The following is a 15497-nucleotide window of genomic DNA, read 5'->3' on the forward strand; positions in this document are numbered from 1 at the left end:
TGCTTTCACTCGGCGATGGACGGGGGCGTCCAGTCCTGGGGCCGGTCCACGCCGCGGCGGGCCGTGGCCACGTCGGCGGCGGGCACGAGGAACTGCTTCGGGTCGCCGCCGTACTTCCTGACGAGCCTCTCCATCGCGCCGTCCGCGTACATGGCGTCGATCTGCGTGGAGACGGCACGCTCCAGCTTCGTGGCCTTCTTCGGCAGGTAGAAGCCGGTCTGGTACGGCTGGAAGTACGCGTAGGCGGGCTCGGCCTCGACCTGCGCGGCGGTCGGCGGCGTCAGGTACTCGGTGTCGATCTTCAGGTCAGGGCGCTGCTTCTGCGCCGCGATGATGAGCAGCGGGTCGAGGAAGCCGACGTCGACCCGTCCCGCACCGAGGTCGTCGAAGACGCCGTTGGCGTCGGGGTAGGCGTGCAGCTTGGCACCGGGCACGGCCTGGATGGACTTGACCCAGACGTAGCCCTCGACGGTGCCCAGGTTCAGGTTCTCCAGGTCGCCGACCGTCTTGTAGGTCTTGCCGCTGCGGACGGCCATCGCCGGGGGCGAGTAGTAGGGCGGATCGGTGAACAGCCCCTGTTTCTGTCGTTCCGCGGTCCAGGCGACGCCGCCGACGGTGATGTCGACCCGGCGGGACTGCACCCCGGCGAGCATGCCGGCGAAGTCCGTCACCTCGGGCTCCACCTTCAGGCCGAGCTTCCTGGCGACGTGGGCGAGGATGTCGCCGTCGAGCCCGACGACTCTGCCGCCCTGGACGCTGGTGTAGGGGGCATAGGGCTGGACGGCCACCTTGATGACTCCGGGCGTGAGCGTGCCCAGCGCGGCGGCCTCGGCCGACACGTTCTCGGGGGCGTCGTCCCCGCCCGAGCCGCAGGCGGCGGCCGTGGACAGCAGGAGCATCGTTGACAGGGCGAGGGCAAGCGAACGCACACGGATCATCGGCTCGGGCCTTCCGGCTGGGCGCCCCGGCGGGGTCTGATTGGGCCCATACGCTAGGCAGCCCCCGGCCCCACGTCACCGTTCACTTCGTACGAACTTGTGGCTGGAATCGCCCGCTCCCCTGTACGGTGCGTCCAATCTCGGACCGCCCCGCCGACGGGAGGAACGCCGTGCTGAGCCCGTCACTCGCGCAGGAGATCGCCGGGGACACCTCGGCCGTCATCGGCTTCAACGTGCTGATCACCGACGCGGACGGCATGGTCATCGGCAGCGGCGACAGCAGTCGCGTCGGCACCTTCCACGAGGCGTCCGTCGAGGTCATCCGCACCAAGGAGCCCGCCACGCACAACGCGTCACAGGCCCAGTCGCTGCGCGGGGTACGGCCCGGGGTCACCCTGCCCCTGGTCACGGACGGGCAGGCGGTGGGGAGCGTCGGCATCACCGGCACACCGGCCCAGGTGCGCCGTTTCGGCCTGCTGGTGAAGCGGCAGACGGAGATCCTGCTGAGGGAGTCCGTGATGCTGCGCTCCCGGCTGCTCGCCGAGCGGGCGGCCGAGAAGCTGCTCTCCGACATCGCCTCCTACGACCCGCTGGTCGTGGAAAGCGACTTCCTGATGTTCCGGGCCGCCGAACTCGGCTTCGACCTGCGGCTGCGCCGGGTCGCGGTGGCGTTCGAGGTGACCGTCCCCGGCCCCGGCGCCCGTCGCGGCGCCCCGGCCCGGGACATGGGACTGGTCCGCTCGGAGCTGCTGCGTACGGTCCGTGACGTCTTCGCCGACCCGCAGGACATCGTCGCGGGCACGGCTCCCGGCTGGATCGGCGTCCTGCACCGGCTCCCGGCCCGGAGTCCGGCGGACGCGCCGGCCGCCGCCTGCCTCCGGGTCACGGACGTCATCGCCGCCCAGGACGGGCTCGCCGCCCGCGCGGGGATCGGCGAGCCGGCCGTCTCCGTCGGCGGACTGCACGACTCCTACCAGGACGCCTGCGACGCGCTGCGCCTGGGCGCCCGGGTGGGCGGCGGCTCCGCCGTCCACCGGATCAGCGATCTGCGGGTCCACCAACTGCTGACGGCGGTGAGCCAGTCCGCCCGCACCCGTCTGCTCGACCTCACCGCGGCGCGGTTGCGGGACCAGCCGGACTGGCCGGCGCTCCGCGACACGGTCACGGCCTGGTGCGAGAGCGGCTTCAACCTCGTACGGGCCTCCGCGGCGCTGCACATCCACCGCAACACCGTCGTCTACCGCATGAACAAGATCGAGCGGCTCACCGGCCGTTCGCTGCGTGAGCACCGGACGGCGACGGCCCTGTACCTGGCTTGTCTCGCCGACCGGCTGGGCGGCCCGGACCACTGACCGGTCGCCTCAGGCGGTACGCCCCGCCACCAGCCACCTGGAGGGCAGCTCGATGCGCGTGCCGTCGGGGCGGTACTCGGTGGTCGTCAGGGGCATCTCGCCGCTCGCCAGGACGGTGAGGCCGGCCGAGCGCAGATACTCGGGCACGGCGTCGTCGGAGACCTCGCCGGGTGCGATGCCGTGCCGGAACACCGGCGCGAGCTTGGGCGGCGGGCCGTCGGGGCCGCTCGCCAGACCCACCAGCACCGGCTTGGCGCTACCGGAGAGCTCCACCAGGAAGGCCCGGCCGCGGTCGCCGACCAGCGTGGCGATCCCGTCCACCAGCGTCTGCCGGTCGTCCGGTTCGCACTGGTGCAGTACGCCCCGCATGTAGACGTTGGTGTCGCCGAGCTCCGCGTGCAGGGTCTGCGTCTCGCTCTTCTCGGCGGCGTCCAGCCGCCGGTACGCGGCCTGCCCGGCCGGGTCGGCCCGCCGGGCGTGGTCGAGGGCCGCGGCCGACAGATCGGCGCCCACGACCCGCGGGAAGCGGTCGGCGAGGTAGCGGGTCTGGGTGCCGTTGCCGCAGCCGAGGTCCACCATCGGCAGGGCGGGATCGACCACATGCGGTTCGAACAGGGCGAGGTGCGGTCCGGCGGTCAGGACCGGCTCGGCGTCCCAGAACACCGCCCCTGGTTCGGTGGACGCCGCCCGCCAGAACCCTTCCCAGGCCTCCCGGTACCGACTCGTCACGCTCATGCCCAACTCCCCAGGGTGCGAACGAATCCCGCCATCCGGCGGGCGAGTACGGTGTACCGCGCGGCACGGGCCGCCACAAGCGTCCGGTGTGTTCTTTCCCGGCTCGTTCGAGAGGGCCCCGAGGCGGATCAGCGCCTGGGCAGCGTCAGTTCGAACCACACGGTCTTGCCCGCCTTGGTGCGGCTGGTGCCCCACTCGCGGGACAGCGTGCTGACGACACGCAGACCGCGCCCGGCATCGTCGAGAGAGCCGCTGCTCAGCAGCGTGGGCAGCTCGTGGTCGTCGTCGTCCACCTCGCACAGCAGGGTGTCCCCGCGGACGAGACGCAGTTCCACGGGGCGTGCGTGGGAGTGCCGTACGGCGTTGGTGACGAGCTCGCTGACCATCAGCTCGGCGGAGGCGACCAGTTTCGCCAGGCCCCAGTCGTGCAGCTGCTCGCGGACCACCGCGCGGGCCCGGCCGGCCTCGGCCGGGTCGAGGGCGAGCCGCCACTCGGCGACGTCGTCCGGCTCGATGCCGTTCAGCCGGGCCATCAGCAGCGCCACGTCGTCCTTGCGTCCGCCCCGGATGTTGAGGGCGCGGATGATGGTGTCGCAGGCGTCGTCCATGGACGCGGCGGGGTGGGCGGCCGACTCACAGAGCGTCGCGAGGCCGACACCGATGTCCTCGCCGCGCACCTCGACCAGCCCGTCGGTGCACATCACCAGCCGGTCGCCTGTCTCCACTCGCGTGCGTATCGCCTCGAAGGGCACTCCCCCGACGCCGATGGGCGCTCCCGTGGGCAGGTCCAGCAGTTCGCTGCGCCCGTCGTCGGCCCGGACCAGGACGGGCGGGATGTGCCCGGCGTTGGCGAGGTGCAGCTCGCCCGCGATCGGGTCGTACACGGCGTACAGACAGGTCGCGAGGTAGGTGTCGCCGAGGCGCTGGGCGAGGTCGTCGAGGTTGCGCAGCAGCTGGGCGGGCGGCAGGTCGAGTCCGGCCATGGTCTGCACGGCCGTCCGCAACTGGCCCATCATCGCAGCCGAGTTCAGTCCGTGGCCCATCACGTCGCCGACGACGAACGCGGTACGCCCGCCGGGCAGCTTCACGGCGTCGAACCAGTCGCCGCCGACCCGGCCGAGCAGGGTGCCCGGCAGATAGCGGGTGGCGATGTCGCAGCCCGCCATGCGGGGCGGGATGTGCGGCAGCATGCTGTCCTGGAGCGTCTCGGCGACGTTCTCCTGGAGCGTGTACATGCGCGCGTTGTCGAGCACGAGGCCTGCGCGGGCGGCGAGTTCGGCGCCGGTGACGCGGTCCATGTCGTTGAAGACGGGCCGCTCCGGGTGCCGCAGCAGGATCATGAAGCCGAGCACGACGTGGCGGGCCTTCAGGGGCACGACCAGCATGGAGCGGCCCGTGATGAGCGGCCGGATGTCGCGCTTCTCGAACTGCGCGGCGATGGCGTGACCCAGCTGTTCGCTGATGCGCGGCACCAGGACGGGTTCACCTGAGGTCATGCACTGGAAGAACGGCGTGTGCGCGGGGAACGGCATGGCCTCCCCGACCGGGACGACGTCGTCCCAGCGGCCGGGCTCGTCGGTGTGCTCCACGGCGACCCGGTGCCACATGGTGGTCGTGTCGGGCACGCCGTCCGGGAACCCTTCGCCGGCGACGACCTGTTCGCGCAGATACGTGCCGGCGACGTCGGTGAACCGGGGCACGACGGCCCTGCTGACCTCGATGATCGTGCGGGACAGGTCGAGGGAGGTGCCGATGCGGCCGCTGACCTCGTTGAGGAACTCCAGATGCTCGCGGACGGCCGCGTACTCGAGGTCCTCGCCGTCGTCGCGCAGTTCCTCCGGGACGGGCTCGCCGGCGGCCAGGGCCCGCGCGGCACGTTCCCTGCGGGCCTTGCGCTCGGCGCGCCGGGCCACGCCCCAGTCGGGGGTGACGGGCACCCGGTCGTTCTGACTGAACTCCAGAATGGGATAGCCGAGTTCGAGGACCTGCGCGACGATGCGGGCGCTCTCGCCGACACTCATGCTGGGCAGGATCTCGGGCAGCCGGCGGGCGAGGTCCTCCGCCCCGGGGAAGTCCGTGTGCAGCGCGAAGCCTGGCGCTGTCCGCGCCGGCGCGGCGTCGGCGAGGTCGCCGGCACTCAGCGCTTCCGCGTCGGCCGCCAGCACGAGCAGCCGCTCCGGCCCGGGGCCGATCAGGGGGTAGGCCCACCACAGGACGTCGACCCGGTCGCGTCCGGGTGCGCCGAGCCGGGCGCGGCCCGCCGCCGGGTAGGAGAGGCCGCCGTCGAGGGATGATTCGAGGTCGGGCCCGAGGCCGTCGCAGGCGCCGTACGGGGTGGTGTCCTCCTCCTCGGGCAGGGCGCCCGACACGGGGAGCAGATCGAGGGCCGTGCGGCCGATCGCCTCTTCCTTGGGGACGCCGAACAGGCGCCGTGCGCCCCGGCTCCAGTGGGACACGAGTCCGTCGCGGTCGACCACGACGACGGCCAGGGGGACCCGGCCGGGCTCGGCGGGTTCCGTCACCGTGCCGTGTCCAGCTCCGGGGCTGGGGGATGCGTCACTCTCGGTGCCACGGTCCATGGCCCAGGCCCTCTCTCCCCACGGATCCGCGAGATCTGTGCCAGCGTCACCACCGTAAGGCGCCCGCCGGTCGCGATGTGAGGCAATGCGGGAATTGCTCGCGCGGGCCTCGCACCGGCGTACGACCCCGCGCGCCGGTGCGCCTCAGTCCTCGTGCCCCAGCTGGAGATCCCGTTCGGTGCGGCCGCCTCCGGCGACCTGGAGGACGGTGGCGACGGGTGGGTATCCGGCGGCGATGACGGTGTACTCGCCGGAGGACAGGTCGACGAACCGGAACGTCCCGTCGGGGCCGGTGGTGAGGGTGTCGACGACATTGCCCGCCACGTCCAGCAGGGTCACCCGGGCGTCCTCCACGGGCCGGCCGCCGCCCGCCCGGACGGTGCCGCGCAGCACGGCGCCGCCGGCCAGCTCGATGTCCCGGCGGGTCTCACGGTCGGCCTGGACGGTGACGAGCAGCGCGGCCGGGCGGAAGGCGGGCGCGCCGGCGGCGAGGGTGTACTCCCCGGCGACGAGTTCGGTGATGACGTAGCCGCCTTCCCGGCCGCTGCGGGTGGTGGCCACGACCGCGCCGTGGGCGTTGGTGAGCGTGACGGTGGCGTCCCGCACGGGGGTGCCGTCGGCGGTGACGACGCTGCCGACGAGGTTCCCGGCGCCGCCGAGGACGATGTCCAGTTCGACGGGGCGTTCGCCGACCGTCACGGAGACCGCCTGCGGCTGGTGGCCGCCCGCGGCTGCGATCAGCACATAGGCGCCGGGGCCCGGGGTGGCCAGCGTGTAGCGCCCGTCCTCACCGCTCGCGCCGCGCCCGGTCTGCTGCCCGGTGACGTCGATGAGCGTGAGCGCGGCGCGGGGCACCACGGTCCCGTCGTGGTGCTGCACCGAGCCGCAGACGGGCATTCCGGCCGCGTGCGGTGCGCGTGCCTGCGGGATCGGGGCGTTCCCCGGCGCCGTGTCCGGGTCGGTGGCGGAGGCGTAGTGGGACACCAGTGGTTTCTCCTTGAGGAAGAAGGCGATGACCAGTCCGAGGACGAGCACCGGCACCAGGTAGAGGAAGATCCGCGGCATGGCGTCGGCGTACGCCCGGATGTAGCCGTCGCGCAGTGCCGGGGGCAGCGTGTGGACGAGCTGCGGGGTGATGGACTCGGGCTCGGGCAGCCGGTCGCCCATCTGTGCGGGGAGGCGCCCGGCCAGCGCGTCGGCGAGCCGGCCGGCGAAGAGGGTGCCGAAGACGGCCGCCCCGACGCTGCCGCCGATCTGCCGGAAGTAGTTGTTGGCGCCGGTGGCGGTGGAGAGGTCGGCGGGGCGCACGGAGTTCTGCACGGCGAGGATCAGGACCGGCATCACCATGCCGATGCCGGCGCCGAGGACGGCCGTCCAGATGCTGTAGTGCAGCCGGGGCGTGCCGGCGTCGAGGCGGGAGAGCAGCCACATGCCGGCGACGGAGAGGGCGCCGCCGAGGATCGGGTAGGCCTTGTAGCGGCCGGTGTGGCTGATGAGCTGGCCGACGATGATCGAGGCGCCGACGATGCCGCCCGTCATCGGCAGCATGAGCAGGCCCGACTCGGTGGCGGAGGCCCCGTCGACCATCTGCAGCCAGGTCGGCAGGTAGCTGGCGGCGCCGAACAGTCCGGCTCCGGTCACCAGGCCGACGAGGCCGGTGACGTTGAAGACGGAGTCCTTGAACAGCCGCAGCGGGATGAGGGGTTCGACGGCGAAGCGCTCGACGACGAGGAAGAGCACGGCCGCCGCGGCCGCTCCGGCACCGAGGCCGAGGATCACGCGTGAGTCCCAGGCGTACTCGATGCCGCCCCAACTGGTGAGCAGCACCAGGCAGGTGGAGGCGGCGGTCAGCAGCAGCGCGCCGAGGATGTCCAGCCGGGCCCTGACGGCCGGCTTCGGGAGCTTCAGCGCGACGGCGACGACGGCCAGGGTGAGCAGGCCGAAGGGCACGTTGACGTAGAAGCACCAGCGCCAGGAGAGGTGGTCCGTGAAGTAGCCGCCGAGCAGCGGTCCGGCCACGGAGGCGAGGCCGAACGCGGCGCCGATCAGACCCATGTAGCGGGCGCGTCGCCGGGGCGGCACGATGTCCGCGATGATCGCCTGGACACCGATCATGAGGCCGCCCGCTCCGACGCCCTGGAGGGCGCGGAAGGCGATGAGCTGGTCCATGGTCCGGGCACTGCCCGCGAGCGCGGAGCCGGCGACGAAGACGACGATGGCGAACTGGAAGACGCCCTTGCGGCCCAGCAGATCGCCGAGCTTGCCGTAGATCGGCAGTCCGACGGTGGCGGTGAGCAGGTAGGCGGTGATCGTCCAGGACATCCGGTCCAGGCCGTGCAGCTCGCCGACGATCTTCGGGAGCGCGGTGGCGACGATCATCTGCTCCAGGGCGGCCAGGAGCAGGGCCGGCATGAGCGCGAGGAAGATCAACCGGACCCGGCGGGGGCTCAGTCCGGCGGCCGGGGCCGGTGGCGGGGCGGGGGTGTCGGGTGGCGCCACCGCCGGTTCGTCCTGCGCCAGAGTGATACCGCCCACCTACCGCTCCCCTCGTCGCGCTGCCGCACAATTCCCGCGTAAAAGCGACAACTATGAGCAAGCACGACGAGTTACGGCATGCGGCGGGTCCGCCCGGAGATCACCCGAACCGGTGAGGGGGCACAACGGCCGCCGTGAGGCCGGACCTTGGAAAGGCGGGCCGCTACTTCTCGACCTCGGCGGCGAGCTTGGCGAGCATCGCGTCGTAGATCCGGCCGAGACCCTTGGGGGCGAAGGTCTTCTCGAAGAAGCCGCCGATGCCGCCGGCGCCGGTCCAGGTGGTGGTCACGACGACCCGGGACTTGCCCTCGCCGGCCGGGGTGACCCGCCAGGTGGTGACCATGGAGGAGTTGCGGTCCTTCTCGACCAGCTCGCCGTCGGTGGGCTCGCTGACCTCCAGGAGGCAGTCGCGCACGCGCTTGCTGGTGGCCTGGAGCTTCCAGTGGACGAGGGTGCCCTCGCCGTCGCCGCCCTCGCGCACCTCGTACTCGCTGAAGTGCTCGGGCAGCAGCTTCTCGCGCGTGTCGCTGTAGTCGGCGAGGGCGTCGAACACCGTCTCCGCGTCCGCCGCGACGATCCGCTCCGTAGTGGCCTCGACCTGCGCCATCAGGTTCCTCCAGGACATGGTTTCTCGGGGGTCGGGGCAAGCCAACCACCCCGCCGCCCGGCCCCCCAAATCGGGGTCCTCGAACCCGGTCGAACACGTTCGTAAAACACCCTCGCACGATCAAGAGAACATGTGTTCTATTCTGTGGTCAGTGCTACCGAGGAGGCGTCATGCGCTGGGAGAACCTCACAACGGACTCCGAACACAGCCGGGCCGACTCCGCGCTGTTCGGCGCGGACGCGGTGACGACCCGCACCATCGACACGCCGGAGTTCGCGGGCATCACCTTCCACGAGATCCGGGCCCGTTCGATCATCAACCGGGTGCCGGCGGTCTCGCGGATGTCGTTCCAGTGGACGGTCAACCCCTATCGCGGCTGCTCGCACGCGTGCGTGTACTGCTTCGCCCGCAAGACGCACAGCTACCTCGACCTCGACACGGGCCTCGGCTTCGACACCCAGATCGTGGTCAAGATCAACGCGCCCGAGCTGCTGCGCCGGCAGCTCGGCTCGCGGCGCTGGCAGGGCGAGCACATCGCGATGGGCACGAACGTCGACTGCTACCAGCGCGCCGAGGGCCGCTACCGCCTGATGCCGGGCATCATCTCGGCCCTGCGCGATCACGCGAACCCCTTCTCGATCCTGACCAAGGGCACGCTGATCCTGCGCGACCTGGACCTGATCAGGCAGGCCGCGGAGGTGACCGACGTCGGCATATCCGTCTCGGTCGGCTTCACCGACCCCGAGCTGTGGCGCACCGTCGAGCCGGGCACGCCCGCGCCGGAGCGGCGCCTGGACGTCGTACGGACCCTGGGCGAGCACGGCATCGGCTGCGGGGTGCTGATGGCGCCGGTGATCCCGTTCCTGGGCGACCAGCCGGCCCAACTGCGGGCCACTGTACGGGCGATCGCGGCCTCCGGCGCCACGTCCGTCACCCCCCTGGTGCTCCACCTGCGGCCCGGCGCCCGCGAGTGGTTCATGGCCTGGCTGGGCCGGGAGCATCCGCATCTGGTGTCCCGGTACGAGCGGCTGTACGCGGAGGGCTCCTACGCCCCGAAGTGGTACCAGCGCCGGATCACCCGTCAGGTCCACGAACTGGCGGAGGAGTACGGCATCGGGCCCACCCGCGCGGACCCGCCGCGCCGGATCCGGCCACCCGAACCGGCCGAGCCGCCGACGTCCAAAGCCACCCAACTGTCGCTCATATAGGAGCGTTCGAGCGCATCTCGCGGCCCAATCGGGTCAAGTCTTGACAGAACACGTTCTTCCGGAGCCGCTTGCCGGGACGAATCGGCGATGACCGTGAACTCCGCGGTCCGACGCCTCTCCGCCCTGGAAGGACTCCATGAGAACACGCGCAGCCGTGCTGTGCGGCGCTGCCGTCGCGCTGGCCGGGAGCATTGCGGCCGTGCCCGCCGAGGCGAGCGCACCGCACTCGGCGGAAACCCTTCGCGCTGCGAAACCCGCCTGGAAGAAGTGCGGCACCACCGACTATCCGATGCTCCAGTGCGCGTCCGTCAAGGTGCCGCTCGACCACGCGAACCCGCGCGGTCGGCAGATCAGCCTCGCGCTGTCCCGCGTCCCGCACACCGCCGAGCGGTTCCAGGGTCCGCTGCTGGTGAACCCCGGCGGCCCCGGCGGCGACGGTCTGACGCTCGCCGGTTTCGTCGCGACCTCACTGCCCAAGGAGGTCGCGGCCCAGTACGACATCATCGGATTCGACCCGCGCGGAGTGGGCCAGAGCACGCCCGCGCTGGACTGCGAGCCCGGCTACTTCACTCCGGTGCGCCCGGACTCCGTGCCGAGCACCCCCGAGGCCGAGCGGGCCAACCTCGCCCGCGCCAAGTCATTCGCCGTCGCCTGCGGCGAGAAGTACGGGCACCTGCTGCCGCACATCAACACGGTCAGCGCCGCGCACGACATCGAAGCGATCCGGCGGGCGCTGGGCGCGCGGAAGATCAACTACTTCGGCTACTCGTACGGCACCTATCTGGGCGCGGTCTACGGGCGGCTGTATCCGCAGCACGTCCGGCGCATGGTCCTGGACTCGATCGTCGACCCCACCGACGTCTGGTACACCGCCAACCTCAACCAGGACCACGCCTTCAACGACCGCCACCGCGCCTTCATGGCCTGGGTCGCCAAGCACGACGCGCGGTACCGGCTCGGCACCGACCCGGAGAAGATCGAAGCCACCTGGTACGCGATGCGGGCGGCGCTGGCCAAGAACCCGGCGAACGGCAGGGTGGGTGCCGCGGAGCTGGAGGACACCTTCGTCCCGGGTACCTACTACAACGGCTACTGGCCCTATCTGGCGGAGGCGTTCGCGGCCTATGTGAACCGCAAGACCACGGCCCCGCTGGTCGAGGTGTACAAGAACTTCGGCGCGATCGACGCCGCCGACGACAACAGCTACAGCATCTACACCGCCGTGCAGTGCCGGGACGCGTTCTGGCCGCGTGACTGGCACCAGTGGCGCAAGGACAACTGGGCGGCGTACGAGAAGGCGCCGTTCATGACCTGGAACAACGCCTGGTACAACGCACCGTGCGCGTTCTGGCCGGCCGACGGGGCGCGTCCGGTGAGCATCGCCAACGGTCAGCTGCCTCCCGCCCTGCTGTTCCAGGCGACGAACGACGCGGCCACTCCCTACGAGGGCGGCGTCACCGTCCATGACCTGCTGGCCCGCTCCAGCCTGGTGGTCGAGCAGGGCGGCGGCAACCACGGCATCACACTGAGCGGAAACGCCTGCCTGGACAAGTACCTGGCCACCTACCTGTCCGACGGCACCGTCCCGCGCGGCATCGGCACACGGGACGCGACCTGCGACACCCTGCCGGACCCCGAGCCACTGACATCGAAGACGGCGTCGGTCTCCGCACGCGGCTCGACACTCCACCGCCTGCTCGGCTTCCGCGGCTGAGCCCCTGACCGTCCGTCGGGTCGGGCACTGTCAGACCCGTGGTGCACTATGGGCCCATGAGTGCGCTGACGAGGATTCCCGCCCCCGGCGGGGTCGCTGCCGCTGCCCAGTACAGCCACGTGGTCATGGGCACCGGCCGTTTCGTGGCCGTCGCCGGTCAACTCGCGCTCGATGAGCGGGGCGGTCTGGTCGGCGAGGGCGACCCGGCGGCGCAGGCCCGCCAGGTCTTCGAGAACCTCGGGCGCTGCCTGGCCGCGGCCGGGGCGACCTTCGACGACGTCGTCAAACTCACCTATTTCGTCACGGACATGGCCCATATGCCGGCCATCCGAGCCGCCCGCGCCGAGCACATACCCGACGACCGGCTGCCGGCCGCGTCCGCGGTGCGGGTCGCCGGGCTGGTGCGGCCGGAGTTCCTGATGGAAGTCGAGGCGTTCGCGGTGGTGGCGGAGTGAAGGTGCTCCGGATCCGGGAGATGACGCTCGCCGACTGCGACCGTGTCGCGGAGATCCGCATTCACGGCTGGCAGAGCGCGTACCGCGGCCTGATCCCGCAGGCGTACCTGGACGGCCTGAGCGTCGCCGAGGACGCGGAGCGCCGCCGGACGCACCTCGCGCAGGGCGACGACAGCGTGGTGAACCTGGTCGCCGAGGACGCCGGTGGCGAACTCGTCGGCTGGGCCTGCCACGGGCCGTACCGGGACGGTGAAGTCCGTACGCCGGACGCCGAGTTGTACGCCGTCTACGTCCACCCGGAACACCTGGGGCGCGGCGTGGGGCGGGCGCTGCTCGCGGAGTCGGTCGAGCGCTGCTCCCGCGCGGGACACGGCCGGATGCTCCTGTGGGTCCTCAAGGGGAACGGCCGGGCCCGCCGTTTCTACGAACGGGCCGGCTTTCTCGCGGACGGCGCCGAGGAGCCCTTCGAGGTGGAGGGCACCACCGTCCCCGAGGTGCGCTACGCGAGACCGCTCCTCCGCTGACTCACCGCTGCTTCGGGATCCTCCCCAGCGCTCGCACCGCCGCCTCGGCGAGCACCGGATGGGCGAGGGCCTCGTCCAGGACGGGCCTGGCCCGGGCGTCGCCGAGCGTGCCGAGCCCGTCCACACAGGCGAGGGCCACCCGACGGTAGGGGTCGTGCGGCCGCAGCCGCCGCCGCAGGGTGGTGATCAGCGCGGGCACGGCCTCCGGGGCGCGCAGTTCAACCAGGAGCCGTACGGGGTGGAGGGCGTAGGCGACGCGCAGTTCGTTGGTGGCGAGCGCGGCGGCCGCGCGGGCGGTGCGCGGGTCGCCGAGCCGGGCGAGGGCGTAGGCGGCGGAGGCGCAGCGTGGCGGGTCACGGTGGTTCAGCAGCAGCACCAGGGCCTCGAAGGCCCGCCGGTCCCCCGCGAGCCCCAGCCGGAACGCGGCCAGCTCCCTCGCCCACAGCTGCTGTCCGGGCTCGGTCAGCACACCTGCCAGGGCGTCGACGTCATCGGTCGCCACCAGCCGCTCGAACGCGGGCACCGCCCCCGACTCCTGCCGTAAGCGCAGCGTGAGTGATCGCAACTCTTCGTCCATGAGTGAGAGGGTAGGTGGGCCGCGAGCTGCGCGGGACGTACATCACAAAGACGAGGGCTGGCGCGCTCGTTACCCGCCAGTTAAGCTCAGACGAGCGAGTTACCCACTCGTATTTCCTCGCGGCGGTCTGGTGACGCGGCCGCCGTGATGGGGGTACCTCCCACGCCCTTAAGGCAGTGGGGGAAGTCGGTTCGGTACCTCAGGTACCGCGGTGCGACTCGGCCCCGGGACAGGGCCGGTCCTCCCTTCACCGGGCGTGTGCGCTTGCGGCCCGGCAACACCCGCGTTTTTCTCACGCACCCGGTGCGCCCCTCGGCGCACCCGGGCGTGTTCCCCGTCGTCACCCTCATTCCTGGAGTCCCGCGATGGCCACTCCCCTTTCCGACCCGTCCCAGTCCCCGCTGCAGACCATCGCCGTCGTCGGCCTCGGCACGATGGGCACCGGCATCGCCGAGGTCCTCGCCAAGGCCGGCCGCGAGGTCGTCGGCATCGACATCAGCGAGGCCCAGGCCGCGAAGTGCCTCGCCACCCTGGAGGCCTCCACCGCCCGCGGCGTCGAGCGCGAGCGGCTCACCGAGCAGGACCGTACGGACATCCTCGCCCGGGTCCGCACCTCCACCGACCTCCGGGCGGCGGCCGACGCCGACCTGGTCATCGAGGTGGCGCCGGAGTCGTACGAGGTCAAGCAGCAGATCTTCCGGGAGCTGGACGGGATCGTGCGCCCCGAGACGATCCTGGCGACCGGCACCAACGCCCTGTCCGTCACCCGGCTGGCCGCCGACTCCTCCCGTCCGGAGCGGGTGCTGGGCCTGCACTTCTTCAACCCGGCCCCGGCGATGCGGCTGGTCGAGGTCGTCTCCTCGGTGCTGACCGCGCCGGCGGCCGTCACGGCGGTCACCGACCTCGCCCTGGACCTGGGCAAGGAGCCCGTCGCGGTCGGCGACCGCCCCGGGTTCGTCGCCGACGGACTGCTGTTCGGCTACCTCAACCAGGCCGCCGCGATGTACGAGGCGAAGTACGCCTCCCGCGAGGACATCGACGCCGCGATGCGGCTGGGCTGCGGGCTGCCCATGGGGCCGCTGGCGCTGCTCGACCTGATCGGCGTCGACACCGCCCGCACGGTCCTGGAGGCGATGTACGCCGATTCCCGCGACCGTCTGCACGCGCCGGCACCGATCCTCGCCCAGCTGAGCGAGGCGGGCCTGACCGGCCGTAAGGCGGGGCGCGGCTTCTACACCTACGAGGCGCCGGGCAGCTCGGTCGTCGTGCGGGACGCGCTGACCCCGCTGGAGGGCGGCAGCCTGACCGCGGGCCGGGAGGTCCGCTCGGTCGGTGTCGCGGGCTCGGGCACGATGGCCTCCGGGATCGCCGAGGTCTTCGCCAAGGGCGGGTACGACGTGGTCCTCGCGGCGCGCAGCGAGGAGAAGGCGCAGGCCGCGAAGGCCCGGATCGGCAAGTCCCTGGCCCGCTCGGTCGACAAGGGCCGGCTGACCGCCGAGGCCGCCGCGCAGACCCTGGAGCGCATCACGCCGACGGGCACGTACGACGACTTCGCCGACGTCGACCTGGCCGTGGAGGCGGTCGCCGAGGACCTGGAGGTCAAGCGCCAGCTGTTCGCCGCGCTGGACAAGGTCTGCAAGCCGGGCGCGATCCTGGCCACCACCACCTCGTCCCTGTCCGTCGTCGCCTGCGCCCGTGCCACCTCGCGTCCGCAGGACGTGATCGGCATGCACTTCTTCAACCCGGCGCCGGCCATGAAGCTGGTCGAGGTCGTGCGTACGGTGCTGACGGCCGACGACGTCCACTCGACGGTCCGTGAGGTCTGCGGACGGATCAGGAAGCACGCGGTCGACTGCGGTGACCGGGCCGGCTTCATCGTGAACGCGCTGCTGTTCCCGTACCTGAACAACGCGATCAAGATGGTGCAGGAGCACTACGCGTCCCTCGACGACATCGACGCGGCGATGAAGCTGGGCGGCGGTTATCCGATGGGCCCGTTCGAGCTCCTGGACGTGGTCGGACTGGACGTCTCGCTCGCCATCGAGAAGGTCCTGCACCGCGAGTTCCGTGACCCGGGGCTCGCCCCGGCGCCGCTGCTGGAGCACCTGGTGGCCGCGGGCTGCCTCGGCCGCAAGACCGGCCGTGGCTTCCGCGAATATGCCAAGCGCTGAGGGTCCCGGCGACTGGTTCCGGTCCGGCTCCGAGTGGGGTGGCCTGCTCGGCCCGGACCGGTTCCACGAACCAGGCCATGCGCAGCGAGCTGCGCACATGCA

General features: G+C 71.8%; 12 protein-coding genes. 6 read left to right on the forward strand and 6 right to left on the reverse strand.

Going from position 1 to position 15497, the window contains the following annotated elements; all coding sequences use genetic code 11:
* Positions 1 to 5: 5 nt before the first annotated feature.
* Complete coding sequence (locus AC07DF_RS38330) at positions 6 to 938, reverse strand: substrate-binding periplasmic protein (RefSeq protein ID WP_478981664.1); 933 nt, start codon at positions 936 to 938, stop codon at positions 6 to 8.
* Positions 939 to 1108: 170 nt separating this feature from the next.
* On the opposite strand from AC07DF_RS38330, the gene AC07DF_RS38335 reads away from it, so the two are divergent.
* A complete protein-coding gene (locus AC07DF_RS38335) occupies positions 1109 to 2290 on the forward strand; it encodes a CdaR family transcriptional regulator (RefSeq protein WP_478981666.1) in 1182 nt (393 codons plus the stop codon).
* A gap of 9 nt (positions 2291 to 2299) precedes the next feature.
* Here AC07DF_RS38335 and AC07DF_RS38340 read toward each other — a convergent pair whose 3' ends face one another.
* The 4 genes from AC07DF_RS38340 to AC07DF_RS38355 all read right to left on the reverse strand — a co-directional run bounded on the left by AC07DF_RS38340 (position 2300) and on the right by AC07DF_RS38355 (position 8746).
* Complete coding sequence (locus tag AC07DF_RS38340) at positions 2300 to 3025, reverse strand: class I SAM-dependent methyltransferase (RefSeq protein ID WP_478981668.1); 726 nt, start codon at positions 3023 to 3025, stop codon at positions 2300 to 2302.
* 128 nt (positions 3026 to 3153) lie between these two features.
* Positions 3154 to 5604, reverse strand: a complete 2451-nt coding sequence (locus tag AC07DF_RS38345; protein WP_478981670.1) for an ATP-binding SpoIIE family protein phosphatase — start codon at positions 5602 to 5604, stop codon at positions 3154 to 3156.
* Between the two features lie 144 nt (positions 5605 to 5748).
* A complete protein-coding gene (locus tag AC07DF_RS38350) occupies positions 5749 to 8139 on the reverse strand; it encodes an MFS transporter (protein ID WP_478981673.1) in 2391 nt (796 codons plus the stop codon).
* A gap of 163 nt (positions 8140 to 8302) precedes the next feature.
* Positions 8303 to 8746: an SRPBCC family protein gene (locus tag AC07DF_RS38355; RefSeq protein ID WP_478981884.1), complete on the reverse strand. Its 444-nt coding sequence runs from the start codon at positions 8744 to 8746 to the stop codon at positions 8303 to 8305.
* Between the two features lie 170 nt (positions 8747 to 8916).
* On the opposite strand from AC07DF_RS38355, the gene AC07DF_RS38360 reads away from it, so the two are divergent.
* The 4 genes from AC07DF_RS38360 to AC07DF_RS38375 all read left to right on the forward strand — a co-directional run bounded on the left by AC07DF_RS38360 (position 8917) and on the right by AC07DF_RS38375 (position 12647).
* Positions 8917 to 9954, forward strand: coding sequence for an Rv2578c family radical SAM protein (locus AC07DF_RS38360; protein WP_478981675.1), 1038 nt, complete (start codon positions 8917 to 8919; stop codon positions 9952 to 9954).
* Positions 9955 to 10090: 136 nt separating this feature from the next.
* Positions 10091 to 11668: an alpha/beta hydrolase gene (locus tag AC07DF_RS38365; protein WP_478981677.1), complete on the forward strand. Its 1578-nt coding sequence runs from the start codon at positions 10091 to 10093 to the stop codon at positions 11666 to 11668.
* Positions 11669 to 11724: 56 nt separating this feature from the next.
* Complete coding sequence (locus AC07DF_RS38370) at positions 11725 to 12123, forward strand: RidA family protein (protein WP_478981679.1); 399 nt, start codon at positions 11725 to 11727, stop codon at positions 12121 to 12123.
* 20 nt (positions 12124 to 12143) lie between these two features.
* Positions 12144 to 12647 (forward strand): N-acetyltransferase family protein, encoded by a 504-nt coding sequence (locus tag AC07DF_RS38375; RefSeq protein ID WP_478981886.1) that lies wholly within the window; start codon positions 12144 to 12146, stop codon positions 12645 to 12647.
* A gap of 1 nt (position 12648) precedes the next feature.
* On the opposite strand, the gene AC07DF_RS38380 is transcribed toward AC07DF_RS38375, so the two are convergent.
* Entirely contained in the window at positions 12649 to 13224 is a 576-nt protein-coding gene (locus tag AC07DF_RS38380; protein ID WP_478981682.1) for an adenylosuccinate lyase, read from the reverse strand.
* Positions 13225 to 13589: 365 nt separating this feature from the next.
* Here AC07DF_RS38380 and AC07DF_RS38385 point away from each other — a divergent pair, with 365 nt between their 5' ends.
* Positions 13590 to 15395: a 3-hydroxyacyl-CoA dehydrogenase family protein gene (locus AC07DF_RS38385; protein ID WP_478981684.1), complete on the forward strand. Its 1806-nt coding sequence runs from the start codon at positions 13590 to 13592 to the stop codon at positions 15393 to 15395.
* The last annotated feature ends 102 nt before the right edge of the window (positions 15396 to 15497 follow it).

Source organism: Streptomyces sp. NPDC044719, assembly GCF_056433405.1.

Excerpts from the sequence above, each read along its gene's own strand:
- AC07DF_RS38330 (WP_478981664.1), bottom strand. The coding sequence starts at position 938 with ATGATCCGTGTGCGTTCGCTTGCCCTCGCCCTGTCAACGATGCTCCTG.
- AC07DF_RS38340 (WP_478981668.1), bottom strand. The coding sequence starts at position 3,025 with ATGAGCGTGACGAGTCGGTACCGGGAGGCCTGGGAAGGGTTCTGGCGG.
- AC07DF_RS38345 (WP_478981670.1), bottom strand. The coding sequence starts at position 5,604 with ATGGACCGTGGCACCGAGAGTGACGCATCCCCCAGCCCCGGAGCTGGA.
- AC07DF_RS38355 (WP_478981884.1), bottom strand. The coding sequence starts at position 8,746 with ATGGCGCAGGTCGAGGCCACTACGGAGCGGATCGTCGCGGCGGACGCG.
- AC07DF_RS38360 (WP_478981675.1), top strand. The coding sequence starts at position 8,917 with ATGCGCTGGGAGAACCTCACAACGGACTCCGAACACAGCCGGGCCGAC.
- AC07DF_RS38365 (WP_478981677.1), top strand. The coding sequence starts at position 10,091 with ATGAGAACACGCGCAGCCGTGCTGTGCGGCGCTGCCGTCGCGCTGGCC.
- AC07DF_RS38370 (WP_478981679.1), top strand. The coding sequence starts at position 11,725 with ATGAGTGCGCTGACGAGGATTCCCGCCCCCGGCGGGGTCGCTGCCGCT.
- AC07DF_RS38375 (WP_478981886.1), top strand. The coding sequence starts at position 12,144 with ATGACGCTCGCCGACTGCGACCGTGTCGCGGAGATCCGCATTCACGGC.
- AC07DF_RS38380 (WP_478981682.1), bottom strand. The coding sequence starts at position 13,224 with ATGGACGAAGAGTTGCGATCACTCACGCTGCGCTTACGGCAGGAGTCG.
- AC07DF_RS38385 (WP_478981684.1), top strand. The coding sequence starts at position 13,590 with ATGGCCACTCCCCTTTCCGACCCGTCCCAGTCCCCGCTGCAGACCATC.